This is a genomic window from Streptomyces sp. NPDC057697, from assembly GCF_042799335.1.
GTDB lineage: Bacteria > Actinomycetota > Actinomycetes > Streptomycetales > Streptomycetaceae > Streptomyces.
On the sequence record NZ_JBHVJA010000024.1, the window covers coordinates 25,696 to 44,090 of the forward strand.

13 protein-coding genes are annotated in these 18,395 nt (G+C 73.7%); 11 read left to right on the plus strand and 2 right to left on the minus strand.

Going from position 1 to position 18,395, the window contains the following annotated elements:
* Positions 1-29 precede the first annotated feature (29 nt).
* The 3 genes from ACFVFH_RS35005 (at position 30) to ACFVFH_RS35015 (ending at position 1,861) form a co-directional block, all read left to right on the plus strand.
* Positions 30-1,307, plus strand: coding sequence for a type III PLP-dependent enzyme (locus tag ACFVFH_RS35005; protein WP_383776785.1), 1,278 nt, complete (start codon positions 30-32; stop codon positions 1,305-1,307).
* 7 nt (positions 1,308-1,314) lie between these two features.
* Positions 1,315-1,602, plus strand: a complete 288-nt coding sequence (locus ACFVFH_RS35010) for an acyl carrier protein (RefSeq protein ID WP_383776788.1) — start codon at positions 1,315-1,317, stop codon at positions 1,600-1,602.
* A gap of 76 nt (positions 1,603-1,678) precedes the next feature.
* Positions 1,679-1,861, plus strand: coding sequence for a hypothetical protein (locus ACFVFH_RS35015; protein ID WP_383776791.1), 183 nt, complete (start codon positions 1,679-1,681; stop codon positions 1,859-1,861).
* Positions 1,862-2,107: 246 nt separating this feature from the next.
* On the opposite strand, the gene ACFVFH_RS35020 is transcribed toward ACFVFH_RS35015, so the two are convergent.
* Together ACFVFH_RS35020 and ACFVFH_RS35025 are read right to left on the minus strand one after the other, a co-directional pair.
* Complete coding sequence (locus tag ACFVFH_RS35020; RefSeq protein ID WP_383776794.1) at positions 2,108-3,334, minus strand: cytochrome P450; 1,227 nt, start codon at positions 3,332-3,334, stop codon at positions 2,108-2,110.
* Between the two features lie 32 nt (positions 3,335-3,366).
* Positions 3,367-4,641, minus strand: coding sequence for an FAD-dependent monooxygenase (locus tag ACFVFH_RS35025; protein WP_383776798.1), 1,275 nt, complete (start codon positions 4,639-4,641; stop codon positions 3,367-3,369).
* Positions 4,642-4,909: 268 nt separating this feature from the next.
* Between ACFVFH_RS35025 and ACFVFH_RS35030 the strand changes: the two genes are divergently transcribed.
* The 8 genes from ACFVFH_RS35030 (at position 4,910) to ACFVFH_RS35065 (ending at position 18,379) form a co-directional block, all read left to right on the plus strand.
* Positions 4,910-7,102 (plus strand): MMPL family transporter, encoded by a 2,193-nt coding sequence (locus tag ACFVFH_RS35030; RefSeq protein ID WP_383776800.1) that lies wholly within the window; start codon positions 4,910-4,912, stop codon positions 7,100-7,102.
* Between the two features lie 228 nt (positions 7,103-7,330).
* On the plus strand, positions 7,331-9,268 hold the full coding sequence (locus tag ACFVFH_RS35035; protein WP_383776802.1) for an HAD-IIIC family phosphatase: 1,938 nt from the start codon (positions 7,331-7,333) through the stop codon (positions 9,266-9,268).
* 11 nt (positions 9,269-9,279) lie between these two features.
* Positions 9,280-9,531 carry a DUF6059 family protein gene (locus ACFVFH_RS35040; RefSeq protein WP_383776805.1) on the plus strand — a complete coding sequence of 84 codons (252 nt, stop codon included), beginning with the start codon at positions 9,280-9,282 and terminating at the stop codon, positions 9,529-9,531.
* A 108-nt stretch (positions 9,532-9,639) separates the two neighbouring features.
* Positions 9,640-11,448: a fatty acyl-AMP ligase gene (locus ACFVFH_RS35045; RefSeq protein WP_383776852.1), complete on the plus strand. Its 1,809-nt coding sequence runs from the start codon at positions 9,640-9,642 to the stop codon at positions 11,446-11,448.
* 1 nt (position 11,449) lies between these two features.
* Complete coding sequence (locus tag ACFVFH_RS35050; protein ID WP_383776809.1) at positions 11,450-13,264, plus strand: acyl-CoA dehydrogenase family protein; 1,815 nt, start codon at positions 11,450-11,452, stop codon at positions 13,262-13,264.
* Positions 13,258-15,042 (plus strand): acyl-CoA dehydrogenase family protein, encoded by a 1,785-nt coding sequence (locus tag ACFVFH_RS35055; protein ID WP_383776811.1) that lies wholly within the window; start codon positions 13,258-13,260, stop codon positions 15,040-15,042. The genes ACFVFH_RS35050 and ACFVFH_RS35055 overlap by 7 nt, the downstream gene beginning before the upstream one ends.
* Positions 15,043-15,083: 41 nt before the next feature.
* Complete coding sequence (locus ACFVFH_RS35060) at positions 15,084-15,380, plus strand: acyl carrier protein (RefSeq protein ID WP_383776814.1); 297 nt, start codon at positions 15,084-15,086, stop codon at positions 15,378-15,380.
* The gene (locus ACFVFH_RS35065; RefSeq protein ID WP_383776816.1) at positions 15,380-18,379 is read left to right on the plus strand and encodes a type I polyketide synthase; all 3,000 of its coding nucleotides are present in this window, start codon (positions 15,380-15,382) and stop codon (positions 18,377-18,379) included. The genes ACFVFH_RS35060 and ACFVFH_RS35065 overlap by 1 nt, the downstream gene beginning before the upstream one ends.
* Positions 18,380-18,395 lie beyond the last annotated feature (16 nt).

The window sequence follows — 18,395 nt, forward strand, 5'->3', positions numbered from 1 at the left end:
CGCCCGCGCGCTGTCACGGAAGGGCCGCGATGGTCACCGATCCTGAGCTCGTCACGGCGTACGGCAGTCCGCTCTACGTCTACGACCTGGCCCGGGTCCGGGCGGCGGCGCGGGACCTGCGCGAGGCCCTGCCGCAGCCCTCCCGGGTCTACTACTCCCTCAAGGCCAACCCGCACCCCGGCCTGGTCGCCGAGCTGCGCCGCGGCGGGGTGCACGCCGAGGTCACCTCGCGGGGCGAACTCGCCGCCGCGCTGGAGGCCGGCCACCCGGCCGGGGAGCTGCTGTACTCCGGGCCGGGGAAGGTCCCGGCCGAGCTGGACGAGGCGGTCCGCGCCGGGGTACGGGCCTTCTCCACCGAGTCCTTCGGCGATCTGGAGCGGATCGGTGCGGCGGCCGCCGCCCACGGCGTGGTCGCGGACTGCGTGCTGCGCATCAACGCCGCCGGGGCCCCGGGCACCGCAGGGCTGCGGATGACCGGCGGGCCCTCCCAGTTCGGCTTCGACCTGGACTGGCTCGCACAGGACGCGCACCGGCTGCTGGTCCCCGGCACCCGCGTCGTCGGCCTGCACTTCTTCCCGCTGACCAACGCCGCCGACGAGGACGGCCTGATCGCCGAACTGGCCCAGAGCGTGCGCACCGCCGCCCAGCTCCGTGACCGACTCGGCATCCAGCTCAGGCTGCTGGACCTCGGGGGCGGCTTCGCCTGCCCGTACGCGACGGAGGGCGAGCGGCCCGTGTACCGGCGGCTGCGCGAGGCGCTGGCCGAGGTGCTGGACGAGAACCTGCCCGGCTGGCGCGACGGGGAACCGGTGGTCGCCTTCGAGTCGGGCCGCTACCTGGTCGGCGACAGCGGGCGGCTGCTGTGCACGGTGACCGACGTCAAGCCGAGCCGGGGCAGCACCTACGCGGTCCTCGACGCCGGGATCAACCACCTCGGGGGGCTGTCCGGTCTCGGCAGGCTGCTGCCCCTGCGGGCCCGGCCCACCGGCCCGGCCCGGCCCGAGGAGCCCGAACCGGCCGCACCGGTGACCCTGGCCGGTCCGCTGTGCACACCGGCCGACATCCTGGCGCGCGCGGTGGAGCTGCCCGGCGTCCGCTCCGGGGACCTGCTCGCCGTGCCCAACGCGGGCGCGTACGGCCTCAGCGCGAGTCTGCTCGGCTTCCTCGGCCACCCGGCCCCGGCCGAGGCGCTGATCGACGGCGACCGCGTCGTCTCGGCCACCCGGCTGGCGCTGAGCCGCCACGCCCTGGAGCCCGCCACCGGCGCATCCGCGCACGAACCCGAACCGCCCACCGTACGGAGGTAGAACCGTCATGACCGACGAGACCCGGCAGGCCGGCCCCTGGGACCCGGCCTTCGAGGAACTGCTGCACCAGACCCTGCCCCGGCTCGCGGCCCGGGGCCCGCTCCAGGCCGACGCCAGTCTCCGGGCCGCGGGCCTGGACTCGCTCGCCATGGTCGAGCTCCTGGTACAGGTGGAGCAGGTGTACGGGATCAGCATCCCCGACGAGAACCTGGTGGCCGACACCTTCGCCACCCCGGCCCAGCTGTGGGACGTGGTCTCCGCGCTGCGCGCGGGCCGGTCGGTCGACGCGGCCTGATCCCGCCCCGACCGTTCTCCCGTTCCCGCGTCAGTACAGGAGTCCCCATGCGCCCCATCAAGTCCCGGAGCGGGCGGTGATCTCCGCGGCGATCGCCGCGATCGCGGTCCGCCTGGCGTTCTGGTTCCGCTCCCGCAGACGCCGCCGGCAGGCCGCCGGGGAGCAGCCCGCCGCCGAGGCCGTGGCCGGCACGACCGGGGCCACCACGGACCCCGGACCGGAAGAACCGCACCGGACCAGGGCGGAAGCCGAGCACTGAGCCGCCGGCCTCCGCGCCGCAGGAAGCTCCCGGGCCGACGAGACCCCCTCGTCGGCCCGGGAGCTTCTCGTGTGCCGGGACGCTCCCCGGGCACGACCGGACCTCCTGGCCTCGCCACCGTCCCGCGGGACGTGGACCAGTGGCCGTGGGCCGCGGGCCGTGGACCGGTGGCCCGGCGTATCGACAGCGAGAAGCCCCCGGGGGGACCGGGGGCTTCTCGCTGTCAGGGCTTCGGGTGGACGGAGGTCACCACTCCACGGGCAGCGAGGTGATGCCGTGCACCAGCATCCCCGAGGGACGCGGCAGGTCCTCGGGCGCCACGGCCAGCTTCAGGGTGGGGAAGCGCTGGAACAGCGTGCCGATCGCGATCTGCAGCTCCAGCCGGGCCAGCCCCGCACCGATGCAGTAGTGCGTGCCGTGGCTGAACGCGAAGTGCGCGTTGCTGGGACGGTGGAAGTCGAGCTCGTCCGGGTCGGTGAACTGGCGGCGGTCGCGGTTGGCCGACGCCAGACCGGGCAGCACCGCGCTGCCCTTCGGGATCACCACGCCGCCCAGCTCCAGCTCCTCGGTGGTGATCCGGAGCAGCCCCTCGTCGCCCGGCGGGTACGCGCGCAGCAGCTCCTCCACCGCGGCGTCGATCAGCGACGGGTCCGCCTGGAGCTCGGCCAGGCGCTCCGGGTTGGTGAGCAGCGCGACCACACTGTTGGCGATCTGGTTGACGGTCGTCTCGTGACCGGCCACCAGCAGGCTGATCCCGAGGAAGATCAGCTCCTCGTGGCTGAGCCGGTCGCCGTCCTCGTCGTGGATGGAGACCAGGGCGGACAGCAGGCCCTCGTCCGGCGTCTCCCGCTTGGACGCCACCAGTTCGGACAGGTAGGTGACCAGGCCGGTCTGGGCCGCCAGCATCTCCTCCTTGGTCCGCGAGGTGGTCGCCAGGAACGCGCTGGACCAGGCGGAGAACTTCTCCCGGTCCTCGAACGGCACCCCGAGCAGCTCGCAGATCACGGTCACCGGCAGCGGGAAGGCCAGCGCCGGGATGAGGTCCACCGGCCCCTCGCTCTTCGCCATCGCGTCCAGCAGCGCGTCGGTGTGCTCCTGGATCCGCGGCCGCAGGGCGGCCACCCGGCGGACGGTGAACTCCCGGGAGACCAGCCTGCGGACGCGGGTGTGCTCCGGCGGGTCCATGTTCAGCAGGCTCTTGAACTTCTGCGGCGCCGCCGCGAGCCGGGGCGCGCCGTCCTCCAGGGTGGCGGCCCGGCTGAACCGCGGGTCCGAGAACACGGTGCGCACGTCGTCGTAGCGCGTGGCCAGGAAGGCGTGGTCGCCGCTGGGCATGCGTACCTCGGCGACCGGCTGGTTCTCCCGCAGGTGGCCGTAGACCGGGCAGGCCTGCATCGCGGACTCGCGCTCGAACGGGTAGGCGAGCACCTCCTGGCTGTCCGGGGTGGGTGCTGCGTCGGGCTGTGCGGTCATCGGTCGATCCTCTCCGAGTCGGTGGATGTCGGTCAGCTCAGGGAGCTGGTGGTACGGGCGGCCACGGGCAGCACGGCGCGCCCGCTGCGGTGTGCGTCCTGGAGCGGGTAGTAGATGCCCGCCACGATCTTTCGTTTGAGGAAGCCGTTGGAGCTCACCAGGCGGTAGGCCAGCCGGCGCAGCGCCACCTTGGCGGGATCGCCGAGCGCGAACGCCCGCTCCTGGCGCATCTGAAGGCCCCGGGAACGGGCCACGTGCTCCTCCCGGGCCTGCTGGAACCGGCGGCAGGCGACGAGCAGCGCGTCGGGACCGCCGTCGGCGAGGGCGTCGGCGGCCAGCGGCGCCAGCACCACCGCGTCGGCGATGGCGTGGTTGACGCCCTGCCCCAGTACCGGGGTCAGGGTGTGCGCGGCGTCGCCCATCAGCACCAGACCGGGCAGCGACCAGCGCGGTACCACGGTCGTGAAGATGTCCAGCATGGAGGTGTCGGACCAGCTGGTGACGGAGGCCCGCACCCCCTCGGACACCTCGGGGGCGAGTTCGTCGACCCGGGCGTACAGCGACTCGATGCCCTGCTTGCGCATCTCCCGCAGCCCGCCCTTGGGGATGTTGAAGCCCACCCGCACCAGGTCGGGCACGGTCGGGATGAACAGCCCGTGCCGGTCGCCGTTGATGCGGACCCGGTAGGTGTGCGGGTCCCAGACCTCGGGCTGCGGCACCTTGAACCAGACGAAGTCCCGCTCCAGCGGGATCTTCTCGTAGGGCAGCCCCGCCATCTCCCGGACCTTGCTGAACCGGCCGTCCGCCGCCACCGTGAGCGCGGCGCGCACCTCGGTCTCGCCCTCGGGCCCGCGGACCCGGACGCCGGTCACCGCCCCGCCCTCCCGCAGCAGCTCCACCGCGGTGGACCGGCGCAGCAGGGTGAAGCCCGGCAGCGCGGCGGCCTCCTCGGCCAGCGCGGCCAGCAGCGGAGGCTGCGGCAGCTCCATCGGGTACGGGCAGGGCTGGTCGAAGGCCGAGAACTCGGCGTTCAGCACCAGCCGGCCACCGTCCCGGATCTCCATCCGGTGGGTCTCCAGGGTGCTGTCGCGGACCTTGTCCATGATCCCGAGCCGCTCCAGCAGCCACACCGAGTCCGGCGAGATCGACTCGCCCCGGAAGGAGCGGTTGAAGTGGGCGCTCTGCTCCACCACGGTGACCGCCACGGACCGGCGGGCAAGCTCCAGCGCCAGCGTCAGCCCGGCGGGGCCGGCGCCGACGATGCACACCTGCGTACTCACCGATCCGGGCCCGGCCGTGTCTGTCATGGCTTGCTCCTCGCGTGTTCGGTGAAGTCCGCGGAAACGGTCTGGCCCCACCCTTGGCCCACGCCCTAAAGCCCGACTTGCGAAACGGCCCGGGAAGGCGCGCCCGGGGACCACCCGCGAGGTGACGCAACGTCAGAAGGCCGCCATGACACGCCTCGTGGGGCAGGCCTTAGCGAGAGCCAAGCCTCCTGGTCCAGGCTGGCGCGCACGTGTCTGTTCTGCGCCCGCGCTGGTCGTGACGGCGGCCGCGCGACGGAAGGAATGATCGATGTTCTCCGCTCTGAGCTCGGCTCTCCACGCCCGACGGCGAGTCGCGCTGTTATCGACGCTGCTGATCACCGTGCTGGCCGCGGTCTTCGGCGGTTCCGTACAGAACGAGCTCACCAACGGGCTGTCCGACTACGACGACCCGGGCGGCGGCAACGTCGTCGCGCGCGACATCATCACCCGCGCCACCGGAATCGACTCCCAGCAGGGCTATCTGCTGCTGGTCCGCACCGACGAGCGGCTGTCCGGCACCGGCACACCACCGGCCGCCGTCACCGCGGCCGGCCGGCTGCTGAAGTCCCGGCCCGAGGTCAAGCAGGTCCTCGACTTCTCGGCCGACCCCGCGCTGATATCCCGCGACGGGCACAGCACCGTGGTCGTCGGCTCCGTGCGCCCGATGGCCGAGTCCGAGACGAAGACGGCCGAGAAGGAGCTCCAGCAGTCCATCGAGGACGACCCGGCGCTCCGCGACCGCACCTGGCTCGGCGGCGCCACACCCGGCCACGTCCAGGTGGCAGAGGTGTCCGACACCGACCTCGCCAAGGCCGAGGGGATGGCGACACCGATCATCCTGATCGCGCTGTTCCTGGTCTTCCGCGGCCTGGTGGCCGCGCTCGTGCCCCTGATCGGGGCCATCGTCTCCCTGCTGCTCACCATGGCGGGGCTCCGGATCGCCACCACCATGATGGACGTCTCCACCGGGGCGATGAGCCTCGCCTTCGCCCTGGGGCTGGGCCTGTCCATCGACTTCGGCCTGCTCATCGTCACCCGCTACCGCGAGGAGCTGGCCGAACACGGCCCAGGAGCCGAGGCGTTGCGCAGGACCGTCGCCACGGCCGGCCGCACCGTCCTGTTCAGCGCGCTCACGGTCGCGGCGGCACTCCTCGCGATCATGGTCTTCCCCCACCCGTACCTGCGCTCCATGGGCCTCGCCGGGGTCATCACCGTCATCTCGGCCGCCCTGTTCGCGCTGCTCGGGCTGCCCGCGCTGCTCGCCGTGCTGGGCAAGCGGATCAACGCGCTGGCCCCGCGCCGCTGGCAGCGGACGGCGGGCGCCGGACAGGCCACCGCCGGGCGCTGGCACCGGCTGGCCTCGGCGGTGATGCGCAGGCCCTCGGTCTCCGCGCTGCTCGCCACCGCCGTCCTGCTGCTCATCGCCTCCCCGCTCGTCGGCGTACGGTTCACCGGCGTCGACCCGACCTCGCTCCCCAAGGACATCAGCGCCGGACAGGTCGCCGCCCGGCTCTCCGCCGACTTCGACGAACTCGCCGCCAGCCCGTTCCAGATCGTCGCCGACACCTCCGACGGGGCCGGACTCGACGCGTACGCCCGGCGGATCGCCGCGCTGCCGGGCGTGGAGTCCGTGGGCTCCCCGCAGCGCCTGGACGCGGGGCACTGGGAGATCGACGCGATCCTCACGGGCAACCCCCTCGACACGGCGGCGCTGAAGGCCGGCGAGCGGATCGTGGACCTGGACGCTCCCGTCACCACCCGCTTCACCGGCACGACGGCGGACTTCCTCGCACAGCGGGGCAGCATCGCCGACCGGCTGCCCGAGGCCTTCGGCGTACTCGCCCTCGTGACGGTCCTGCTGCTGTTCGCCTTCTCCGGATCCGTGCTGCTGCCCTTCATGGCCCTGGTGATGAACCTGCTCTCCACCGGCGCCGCGTTCGGCTTCCTGGTGTGGGTCTTCCAGGACGGAAACCTCGGTTTCGACGCCCACAGCGGCCTGGAGACCACCACGCCCGTGCTGGTCTTCGCCCTCGCCTTCGGCCTCTCCACCGACTACAACGTCTTCCTGCTCGGCCGGATCAAGGAGGCGCGGGCCGCGGGCCGCAGCGACCGGGAGGCGGTCGCCGACGGCCTGGCGAGCATCGGGGCCACCGTCACCAGCGCCGCCGTGCTGTTCTGCATCGCGGTGGGCGCGCTGGCGCTGTCCCGGCTGGTGTTCGTCCAGGAGATGGGGCTCGGCGCCGCGTTCTCGGTCCTGCTGGACGCCACCGTGGTCCGGGCGCTCCTGGTGCCCTCGCTGATGGCGCTGCTCGGCGCCGCCACCTGGTGGGCGCCCGGACCGCTGCGCAGGCTGCACTCGGCGCTGCGCCTGGACCGCATGGAGGGCCCGCCCGCCGGGGCGGAGCCCGCCGCGCCCGCCGCGAAGGGAGCCCGCGAGCCGGTGGCCGGGCCGACGGCCTGACACACGGCGCAACGGCCCGTCCCCGGTCGAGCGAGGGGGCGGGCCGTTCGGCGTGCCCGTGTCCGGTACGCGGAGCAGGCGGCCGTACCAGCCCCGCGCACCACCCGCACCCGGCCGCACCACCCCCTTCGAAGCCCGCCCCAGGAAGCGTCGGGGGCGCGCGCAAGGAAGCCTTAAGAGCCGCCCCGCAGGCTCGGCGCGTCCATCAGGGGCGGCGAAGGAGAGGCTGTGACCGCGGTTGTGAACACCGTCACCGGCGAACGGACCGGACCGCTGGACCGGCTGCGCGTCCTGCACGACGAGGGGCGGCTGGCCCAGGAGTTCCGGCAGGTGCCCGGACTGCTGGCCGAACTGGCGGCGGCGGCCGAACCCGCCGGGGCGCCCGGGGGCGGCCTGGTCCGGGCCGGGCAGCTGCTGTCCCGGCTCGACCCGGCGGAGGTGCTGGACGGCGACGAGGGGCTGGAGGCGGTCACCGTGGCGGTGACCGGGCACTCCACCCTGGGCGCCCTCACGGCCCCGCTCACCGCCGAACTCGCGCGCCACGGCCTCGTACCGCGACTGCGCTCCGGTGACTACGACTCCTGGCTGCGCGACCTCCGGGACACCGGCAGCGACCTGTACACCACCGGCACCGACCTCGCGCTGTGCGTCCTGGACGCCCAGGTGGTCTTCGACGAACTCCCGCACCCCTGGCGGGTGGAGGACCTGGAAGAGGCCGTCGCCGCCAAGCAGCGCCTGCTGGAGTCGCTGGCCGCCCGCTATGTCGAGCACGGCACCGGCACCCTGGTGCTCAACACCCTGCCGCTGCTGCCCACCCACACCCGCCAGCTGGTCGACGCCCCGTCCCGGGCCCGGCTCGGGATCGCCTGGCGGGAGTTCAACGCCGGTCTGCTGCGCATCGCCGCCGCCCACGAGCGGGTGCACGTGGTCGACCTGGACCCGCTGGTCGCCGCGGGCGGCCCGGTCAACGAGCCCCGGCTGGCCGGATACGCCAAGGCCCACCTCGGCGAGGAACTGCTCGCGGCGTACGCCCGCGAGATCGGCCACCTGGCCCGCGCCCTGCGCGGACGGGCCAAGAAGGTCCTGGTGGTCGACCTCGACAACACGCTGTGGGACGGCATCCTGGGCGACGACGGCCCCGAGGGCATCGCCGCGGCCACCACGTACCGGGGAGAGGCGTTCGGCCGCTTCCAGCGGGTGGTGGCGCAGCTCGGCGCCCAGGGCGTGCTGCTGGCCGTGGCCAGCAAGAACGACCGGGAGCCGGTGCTCGAAGTGCTGCGCGACCACCCCGACATGGTGCTCCGGGAGGACGACTTCGTCCGGGTGAACGCCAACTGGGAGCCCAAGGACGGCAATCTGCTGGACATCGCCGGGAAGCTCAACCTCGGCGTGGACAGCTTCGTCTTCGCCGACGACTCGCCGTTCGAGTGCGGACTGGTCGCGAGCAGCCTGCCCCGGGTGGCCGTCGTACGCCTGGACGAGGAACCCGCCCTGCACGTGGAGCGGCTGCTCGCGGACGGCTGGTTCGACGTGGCCGCGCTGACCACGGAGGACCGGGCCCGCGCGGGCCAGTACCGGACCGAGGCCGCCCGCCAGGACCTGCTGGACAGCGCCGGTTCGATGGAGGAGTACCTGGCCCGGCTCGACGTGCGGGTCTCGCTCTCCCCGGTACGGGACCACGAGGTGGCCAGGGCCTCCCAGATCACCCTGCGCACCAACCAGTTCAACCTCACCACCGAGCGGCTTCAGGCCGCCGACATCCGGACCCGGCTGGACTCCGCCGAACACCTGGTGCTCGCCGTACGCTCCACCGACCGGTTCGGCGACAACGGGCTGGTGGGCCTGGTGCTGGTGCGGACCGCCGAGGACGGCTGGCACATCGACAACGCGCTGCTCAGCTGCCGGGTCTTCGCCCGGGGCATCGAGCAGGCCGCCCTGGCGGCGGTGCTGGGCCGGGCCCGCGAGGCCGGCGCACCGGCCGTGCACGCCCGCTACCGGCCGACCGCCAAGAACCGCAAGGTGCGCGGCCTCTGCCCGTCGCTGGGCTTCACGGAGACGGGCGAGGACGCCACCGGCGAGGTGACGTTCCGGCACGCCCTGCACGACCTGCCCGAGGTGCCGGGGCACGTCCGCCTGACCGCGGACTTCGCCCGGGACACGGACTGAGGGGCGAGGCGATGGGAGCGGGGGAGCGGTGGAGGTCCGCGCTGCGCCGCGCGGGCACCGGCTGTGTACGGGCCCTGGCCGACCTCGGCGTGATGTTCGGCGTGGTCACCGAGAACCACCTGGGCCCCCACCCGGAGCAGGCACCGGCACCGCTGGACGAGCCCCCTGCGGGCCACCCCGAGCGGCTGCCGCGGGGAGTCCCGCCCTCGGCTCGGGAGCGGGAACTGTGGGCGCAGCTGGGCGGATTCCAGAAGCGCGCCTGAGGGCTGTGCCGTGCCGTCCCTGACGGATCGGCCCGGAAGCGTGTCCGAGGCCGTGCCGTCCCTGACGGTCCGGACCTCAGCGCAAAGACGGCTTTAGTGCTCGAACTGATGATCGGTACGGACGTGTCGGCCGAACGAGGGGGATTGACGGTGGCGGAGTTCGGATCGTTCGCGGAGCTGGTGCTCGCGCGGGCGGAAGAGCGTGGGGATGCGGACGCCTACCTGTTCCTGGAGAACGGGGTACGGGGGGTGGAACCGGAGCGGCTCTCTTACGCCGGTCTCGACCGGGCGGCGAAGGGCCTGGCGGCGTGGTTGCAGGACCGGGGGCTGACCGGACGTCAGGTCCTGCTGCTGTACCCGTCCGGGCTGGACTTCCTCAAGGCGTTCGTGGGGTGCCTGTACGCGGGCGCGGTGGCGGTTCCGGCCCCGCTGCCCACCGAGCAGGGCCGGCACTTCCAGCGGGTGTCCGGGATCGTCCGGGACGCCCGGGTCGGTGCGGTGCTCACCCTCGGGGTGCACGCACCGGACGTGGAGGCATGGCTGGCGGAGGAGGGCTTCTCCGATGTGCACTGCCTCGCGACGGACGGCTTCGCGGGCGACCCCGCGGCCTGGGGCGACCCGAAGCTGCGCTCCGACGACCTGGCGTTCCTCCAGTACACCTCCGGGTCGACCAGCGAGCCCAAGGGCGTGATGGTCTCGCACGGCAATCTGCTGGCCAACGAGGCCGCCATCCAGCGCGCCACCCGCGGCGACGGGGAGACGGTCCTCGGCGGCTGGCTGCCCTTCTACCACGACATGGGCCTGATCGGTCATGTGCTGCAACCGCTCTGGCTGGGCACCAGCGCCGTGCTGATGTCGCCGACCTCCTTCCTGCGCCGCCCCGTGCGCTGGCTGGAACTGCTCAGCGAACACCGGGTGACCGTCTCCGCCGCCCCCAACTTCGCCTACGACATGTGCGTCCGGCGGGTGTCCGACGCGCACCTCGAAGGCATCGACCTGTCCAGCTGGCGGGTCGCCTGCAACGGCGCCGAGCCGGTCCGGGCCGACACCCTGCGGGCGTTCGCCGAGCGCTTCGCGCCGTACGGCTTCCGGGCCGACACCTCCTTCCCCTGCTACGGCATGGCCGAGACCACCCTGCTGGTCTCCGGCAAGCGGCCCGGCCGACCGGCCGTGCTGCGCGAGGTGGACTCCGCCGGTCTTGAGGCCGGCCGGCTGGAGGGCCCGTTCCTCCAGGCACCGACACGGACCCTGGCGTCGAGCGGAGTGGTGCACGCGGAGGACTTCGAGGTACGCATCGTCGACCCGGAGACCCGCGAGGAACGCCCCGAGGGCGAGGTCGGCGAGATCTGGGTGCGCGGCGCCAGCGTGTCCGTCGGCTACTGGAGGCGCCCCGAGACCAACGCCGAGGTCTTCGGAGCCCGGATCGCCGGTGCGCAGGAGCTGGGGGCCTGGCTGAGAACGGGCGACCTCGGGGCGCTGGAGCGCGACGAACTGTTCGTGACGGGCCGCCTCAAGGAGATGGTCCTGATCAACGGACGCAACATCTACCCCTACGACGTGGAGAGCGCGGTGCGCGGACTGGACCCGGCCTTCGGCTCCGGAGCAGTCTTCGCCGTCGACACCGACCAGGAACACCTGGTGGTGATCCACGAGGTCCGCCCGAGCGCCCTCGACGACCAGGACCTCAAGAGCGCCACCGCCACCGTCCAGGCGCTGATCAGCCGCGAGTTCGCCGTACCCGCCGGCAACGTCCTGCTGGTGCGCCCGGGGACCGTCCGCCGGACGACCAGCGGCAAGATCCAGCGGACCCTGATGCGCAAGCTCTTCCTGGACGGCGCCGTCACCCCGCTGCACGCCGTACTCGACCCCGCGGTGCGCGAGCTGGTCGGGCCCCTCGCCCTGGAACCGGTGGGCTGACATGGAACATCCGCCCTATCTGCGCGCCGAGGAACTCGAACAGTTCCTGGGCGACCCCGACGACCCCGCCACCGTGTTCTCCCACGCCCGGAGCCTGGAGCTGGACGAGGCCGAGGCGTTCCCCGCCGACATCTGCCGGGTCCTGGGCGACTGGCGCCTCCAGGACTTCTACGTACCGGTCGAGCACGGCGGCCGGCTGACCGACTACGAGACCGTCATGCAGGTCATGCGGACGGTCGCCCGCCGCGACCTCACCGTGGCCATCGGACACGGCAAGACCTATCTGGGCGGCGTCTGCGTCTGGGTGTCGGGCACCCCCGGGCAGGCCGCCCGGCTGGCCGCGGACATCCGGGACGGGGTCCCCGTCTCGCTGGGCCTCACCGAACGGGCGCACGGCAGCGACCTGCTCGCCGACGAAGTGCGCGGCGAGCCCGACGGCGCCGGAGGCTGGCTGGTCAGCGGCGAGAAGTGGCTGATCAACAACGCCACCCGGGGCAGCCTGCTCTCCATGCTGACCCGGACCGACCCGGCGGGCGGACCGCGCGGGTTCAGCGTGCTCTTGGTCGACAAGCGCGGCCTGGAACCGGACCACTACCGCTGCCTCGACAAGATCCCCACCCACGGCATCCGGGGCGCCGACATCAGCGGCATCGCCCTGGACCGGGCCCCGGTGCCCGCCGACGCCCTGGTCGGCACCGAGGGCGGCGGCCTGGAGACGGTGCTCAAGGCGCTCCAGCTGACCCGTACCATGTGTGCCGCGCTGTCCCTGGGCGCGGCCGACCACGCGCTGCGGCTGGCCCTGGACTTCGCCGAGGAGCGCGAGCTGTACGCCCGCCGGCTGGTGGACCTGCCGCAGGCACGGCAGTCGCTCGCCGCCGCGGCCGCCGACGTACTGGTCGGCGAGGCCCTCGCGACCGTGGCCATCCGCTCCGTCCACACCCTCACCGCCGAACTCGGCGTGGCCGCCGCCGCCACCAAGTACCTGGTGCCCACCGGCACCGAGCAGGTGATCGCCGAGCTGACCCGGCTGCTGGGCGCGCGCGCCTTCCTCAAGGGGGTGCACGCCGGAGGCATGTTCCAGAAGGTCGACCGGGACCACCGGGTCGTCGGACTGTTCGACGGCAATACCCTGGTCAACCTCAACTCCCTCATCAACCAGTTCCGTTCGCTCTCCCGGGGCTGGGACCGGGGCACCGGGGACACCGCCGGGGCCACCGCCGCCTTCGACCTCGCCGTACCGCTGCCGCCGCTGGACCCCTCCCGGCTCTCCCTGGTCGCCAAGGGCGGCAGCGGCATCCTCGCCACCCTCCCGGCCTCGCTGGCCGAACTGCGCACCGAGGCCGCGCACCACCCCGCGCTCAAGGGCGCCCTCGACGCGGCCGAGCGGCTGCTCGCCGCGACCCACCGCGTCCACACCGACATGGCGCCGTACCGCGCCCTGGTCTCCGACGTGCCGACCGCCGCCTTCGACGTCGCCCGGCGCTACTCCCTCTGCCTGGCGGGCGCCGCCTGCCTGGGCCTGTGGGCGCACAACCACCGGGAGGCCGTCGCGGGCCGCACCGGCGGACTCTGGCGCGACGCCACCTGGCTGTGGCCCGCCCTGGACCGGCTGCTGGTCCGGCTCGGCGAGCAGGACGGCCCGACGCCGGAGGCCTACCCGGAACTGCTGGCCCGGCTGCGGGAGACCCGCGCGGCCGGGGAGCTGTTCTCGCTGCTCCCGCTGAAACTGCACGGCGGCGGGCACCCCGCCCGGCACGACGCCGCCGAACAGGCCGTACCCACCGACACCCGTCCAGCCGAGGGGGCGCCATGCTGACCGACTCCGCGGTTCCCGGGTCCCGCCCGCCCGCGACCCCGGCCGACCCGGCCCCGGACCCCGCCCAGGAAGCGGCCGCGCAGGCCCGGGTCGCCGAACTGGAGCGCCGCTTCGGCGACCCCGCCGACCCGGCCAACCCGGTCGGCGCCCAGCGGCTGCTGGCCGCCGACGAGGCCGGCGAACTCTCCGTGGACGGCGAACAACTGCTCGACGACGCGGTGCTGACCGCCGACTTCGTCCCCGTGGACCTCGGCGGACGGCTCACCCGGATCGACACCCTCGCACGGGTCCTGAGACCGGTCTTCCGCCGCGATGTCGCGCTCGGCCTCGGCTACGGAGTCACCTCCTTCATGGCGGCCGTCAACGTCTGGACCGCCGGGAACGAGGAGCAGCGGCGCGGACTGGCCGAGCTGCTGCTGGGCGGCGCCCGGGTCTCGGTCGCCTACCACGAGCTGGCGCACGGCAACGACTTCGTCCGCAACGGCTTCCTGGCCCGCCCGGAGCCCGGCGGCCACCGGCTGCACGGCCGCAAGGAGGTCATCAACAACGCCGAACGGGCCGCCGCCTTCGCCCTGTTCGCCCGCACCGACGACGCGCCCGGCTCCCGCAGCCACTCCGTCCTGCTGGCCGAACGCGACGCGCTCGACCCGGCCCGCTTCCGCACCCTGCCCCGGTACCCCACCGCGGGGGTGCGCGGCTGCCGGATCTCCGGGCTGGAGTTCGACGACTGCCCCGTCCCGGCCGGAGCCCTCGTCGGCGAACCGGGCCAGGGCGTGGAACTGGCCCTGCGCTCCTTCCAGATCACCCGCAGCGCCCTGCCCGGCATGGCACTCGGAGCCGCCGACACCAGCCTGCGCACCGTCGTCGGCTTCGCCCGGGGACGGCAGCTCTACCGACGGTCCGTGCTGGAGATCCCGCACGCCCGCGACACCCTCTCCGACGCCTTCCTGGACCTGCTGATCTGCGACAGCCTCTCGCTGACCGCCACCCGCGCGGTGCACCTGCTGCCCGAGGAGACCAGCGTCTACGCGGCCGTCGTGAAGTACCTGGTGCCCAGGATGCTGACGGAGACCATGCACGACCTGTCGATCGTGCTCGGCGCCCGGTTCTACGTCCGCGAAGGCGAGTTCGGCATCTTCCAGAAGCACGTCCGGGACCTGCCGGTGCTCAGCCTCGGCCACGCCGGATCGGCGGCCTGCCAGGCCACCGTCATCCCCCAACTCGCCCGGCTGGCCCGGCGATCCTGGTTCTCCGGCGAGCAGGCACCGGCGGCCCTCTTCGAACCCCGCACCGCACTGCCCGCCGTCCCCTTCGAGCGGCTCACCCTGGCGAGCGGCCGGGACAGCCTCAGCGCCTCACTGGTCGCGGCCCGCGACGAAACGGCGGACGGCTCCCCCGAGGAGCAGGCCGTCCGCACCCTGACCCTGCGGATGGCGGACGAGCTGCGGCGGATCCAGCAGGACAGCCTCGCCCTCTCCCCGCAGGACCGCACCGCCCTCGCCGCCCCCACCGCCTTCGCCCTCGTGGACCGCTACGCGGTGGTCCTCGCCGCGGCCGCCGTCCTGGGCGTCCGGCGCGCGGCGCGGGCCGACGGCACCGACCCCTTCCTGGCCGACCCCGCCTGGGCCGCGGCCGCGCTGCACCGGCTCGCCCGGCGACTCGGACAGCGCCCGGCCGACCTGCCCGGCGGCTGTGCGGAACGGGTCCACCGGGAAGTGCTGCGGCGCTTCCAGGAACACCGCAGCTACGACCTGTACGACACCCCACTCGCCGGCTGATCAGCCGCCACCAGACGTCCCAACGCAGCGAGGAGTACGCCATGACTGTCCCCACCGGCCGCCCGGCCACCGTCCGTGAGCACACCGTCGAGACGCTGAGCGAGTGGATCGCCAACCGGATCTCGCTCTACCTCAAGCGCCCGGCCGACCAGATCGCGTCCACCGTGCCCCTGGCCGAGTACGGCCTGGACTCGGTCGCCGCACTGAGCCTGTGCGGCGACATCGAGGAGGACTTCGACCTCGTCCTGGAGCCCACCGTGGCCTGGGACTACCCGACGATCGACGCCCTCGCCGGATACCTGGTGGAGGAGCTGCGCGCCACCGTGGGAGAGGCGTGATGCAGCCCGTCGCCATCGTCGGCATCGACTGCCGCTTCCCCGGGGCCCCGGACCCCGCCGCGTACTGGGACCTGCTGATGCGGTCCGGCGACGGCGTCGGACCGGTGCCCGCACAGCGGTGGAACGCCGACGACTTCTACTCGGCCGCGGGGACCGACGGGCACTCCAACACCACCAGCGGCGGCTTCATCACCGACGCGGACGCCTTCGACCACGAGTTCTTCTCGATCTCGCCGCGCGAGGCCGCCGCGATGGACCCGCAGCAGCGGCTGCTGCTCCAGTGCGCCTGGCGCGCGGTCGAGGACACCGGCGTCGCGCCGCGGAGCCTGGCCGGCACCGCCACCGGGGTCTTCGTCGGCGTGATGGGCAACGAGTGGGCCCATCTCCACCTCACCGACTACGCACGGGTCACCGCACAGGTCGGCTCCGGCAACGGCTACTGCATGACCGCCAACCGGATCTCCTACCACCTCGACCTCAAGGGCCCGAGCCTGGCGGTCGACACCGCCTGCTCCTCCTCGCTGGTCGCCGTCCACCTGGCCTGCAACGCACTGCTGGCGGGGGAGTGCGACACCGCCATCGCGGCCGGTGTGAACGTGGCCCTCACCCCGGCCCTGGGCATCTTCTACACCCAGGCCGGGCTCTCCGCGCCCGACGGCCGGTGCAAGCCCTTCAGCAGCGAGGCGAACGGCATCGGCCGCGGCGAGGGGGTCGGCGCGGTCGTCCTGCGCCGGCTGGACGACGCGATCGCCGACGGGCAGCCCGTCTACGCGGTGATCCGCGGCACCGCCGTCAACCAGGACGGCCGCAGCAACGGCCTCACCGCGCCCAACCGCTGGTCCCAGCAGGAAGTGCTGGCCGCGGCCTACCGGCGGGCCGGAGTGGACCCGTCGGACGTGGCGTTCACCGAGGGCCACGGCACCGGCACCGTGCTCGGCGACATGATCGAGGTCAAGGCGCTCGGCGGACTCCACGCCGACCGGACCGGAAAGCCGATGGCGCTGGGCTCGGTCAAGGGCAACCTCGGCCACACCGAAGGCGCCGCCGGGGTCGCCGGACTCATCAAGGTCGCCCTCTCCCTGCACCACCGGGTGGTGCCCGCCAGCCGCTTCGCCGCCCGCGAGAACCCGGCGCTCAAGCTCTCCCGGTACGGCCTGCGGCTGCTCAAGGCACCCCTGCGGCTGGCCGCCGGAGCCACCGTCGGCGGCCTCAGCAGCTTCGGCATGGGCGGCACCAACGCCCACGCGGTGCTGGAGACCGCCCCCGCGCACGCCGCCCGGCCGAAGGCCGAAACCGCCGACGGGGCCACCGGCATCGGTACCGCGGTGTTCACCCTGACCGCCCCCACCGCCCCGGCACTGCGCCGCAACCTCCTGGCGCAGGCCGACGCCCTCCAGCGCCACCGGGTGGTCCCGGCCGGTGCGGTGGGCTGGAGCAGCAACCGGCTCAAGACCGGGCACCGGCTCCGGTTCGCCGTACCGGCCGACAGCACCGGCGACCTGGTGACCGCGCTGCGCCGGGCCGCCGGGGACGAGGAGGAACTGGCGGACCTCACCTCCGAGACCACCGGCCCGGCCCGGCCCGCACTGCTCTTCACCGGGCAGGGCTCGCAGTACCCCGGCATGACCGCCGGTCTCTACCGCGACGCCCCGCTCTTCCGGCGGTTCCTCGACCGGGCCGACGAGGCCCTGCTGCCGCACACCGGCGGCTCGGTGCGCGAACTCCTGCTCGCCGCGGACCCGGCGGTGCACCGCACCGGCTGGGCCCAGCCCGCCCTGTTCGCCGTCGGCTACGCCCTGGCCGCCACCCTCACCGAACTCGGGGTGCGCCCCGCGCTGCTGCTCGGCCACAGCGTCGGGGAGTACGCGGCCGCGGTGGTCGCCGGGGCGCTCCCGCTGGAGGACGCCGCCCGGCTGATCGCGGCCCGCGGCCGGCTGATGCAGGAACTCCCCGGGGGCGGCGGGATGCTGTCCGTCCGGGCCGGCGCCGCCGAGCTGGCCGAACGGGTCGGCACGGAGCCGCTGGTCGGGATCGCCGCCGTCAACGGACCGACGTCCACCGTGCTCTCCGGAGACCTGACGGCACTGGCCCGGATCGAGGAGGAACTGACCCGCGCGGGAGTGAGAACCCGCCGTCTGGAGGTCTCGCACGCCTTCCACTCGCCGCTGATGGACCCCATGCTGGAACGCTTCGCCGAGGTGGCGGAGGAGACCGGCGGCACCGTCCCCGCCCTGCCGGTCCACTCCACACTGCGCGGCAGACTGCTGCTCGACGAGCCGATGGACGCCGCGTACTGGGTGGAGCACGTCCGGGCCCCCGTCCTGTTCGCCGACGCCGCACGGCAGTTGCTGGACGAGGCACCCACCCATCTGCTGGAGATCGGCCCCCGGCCGGTGCTCGCCCCCATGGCGCGCCGGCTGCTCACCGCCTCCGACGGGGCCCGGGTGCGCGGTGTCCACCCGGTCCCCGGCGAACAGGCCGGTGGCTGGGAGCTGGCCGAGGCCGTCGCCGAACTGTTCCGCGGCGGCGCCGACATCGCCTGGGACGCGGTCTACGCCGACCAGGACCGGGCACCGCACCGGCTGGCCCCGTACGCCTTCGCGGACGAGCACCGGTTCTGGGCCCGCGGCCCGGTCACCGCCGCCCCGCCCGGCACGGCCCCGGAGCGCGACGGCGGGCAGCCGTCCGGCCGGGAGCCGGACGCGGCACGGCCCGTCGCGCTCGCCCAGGGCCGCCGGACCGCCGCCGACCCGGTGGCCGAGGCCGTACTGGACGCCGTCGCCCAGGTGGGCAGCTACGCACCCGAGGCGATCACCCCGCGTTCGAAGCTCTACGAGGACCTCGGCTTCGACTCGGTGATGGTGATGGAGCTCAAGAAACGGATCGAGGAGCGGTTGCCCGACCTCGAACCGCTGAGCGTGGAGGAGCTGCTGCCCCGGCTCTCCTCGATCGGCGACCTGATCGGCTTCGTGGGCGAACGACGCTCCGCCGCCGCCTGAACCCGCCCGTGGAAAG

Excerpts from the sequence above, each read along its gene's own strand:
- ACFVFH_RS35020 (WP_383776794.1), bottom strand. The coding sequence starts at position 3,334 with ATGACCGCACAGCCCGACGCAGCACCCACCCCGGACAGCCAGGAGGTG.
- ACFVFH_RS35030 (WP_383776800.1), top strand. The coding sequence starts at position 4,910 with ATGTTCTCCGCTCTGAGCTCGGCTCTCCACGCCCGACGGCGAGTCGCG.
- ACFVFH_RS35040 (WP_383776805.1), top strand. The coding sequence starts at position 9,280 with ATGGGAGCGGGGGAGCGGTGGAGGTCCGCGCTGCGCCGCGCGGGCACC.
- ACFVFH_RS35055 (WP_383776811.1), top strand. The coding sequence starts at position 13,258 with ATGCTGACCGACTCCGCGGTTCCCGGGTCCCGCCCGCCCGCGACCCCG.
- ACFVFH_RS35050 (WP_383776809.1), top strand. The coding sequence starts at position 11,450 with ATGGAACATCCGCCCTATCTGCGCGCCGAGGAACTCGAACAGTTCCTG.
- ACFVFH_RS35010 (WP_383776788.1), top strand. The coding sequence starts at position 1,315 with ATGACCGACGAGACCCGGCAGGCCGGCCCCTGGGACCCGGCCTTCGAG.
- ACFVFH_RS35025 (WP_383776798.1), bottom strand. The coding sequence starts at position 4,641 with ATGACAGACACGGCCGGGCCCGGATCGGTGAGTACGCAGGTGTGCATC.
- ACFVFH_RS35005 (WP_383776785.1), top strand. The coding sequence starts at position 30 with ATGGTCACCGATCCTGAGCTCGTCACGGCGTACGGCAGTCCGCTCTAC.
- ACFVFH_RS35060 (WP_383776814.1), top strand. The coding sequence starts at position 15,084 with ATGACTGTCCCCACCGGCCGCCCGGCCACCGTCCGTGAGCACACCGTC.
- ACFVFH_RS35045 (WP_383776852.1), top strand. The coding sequence starts at position 9,640 with ATGATCGGTACGGACGTGTCGGCCGAACGAGGGGGATTGACGGTGGCG.
- ACFVFH_RS35065 (WP_383776816.1), top strand. The coding sequence starts at position 15,380 with ATGCAGCCCGTCGCCATCGTCGGCATCGACTGCCGCTTCCCCGGGGCC.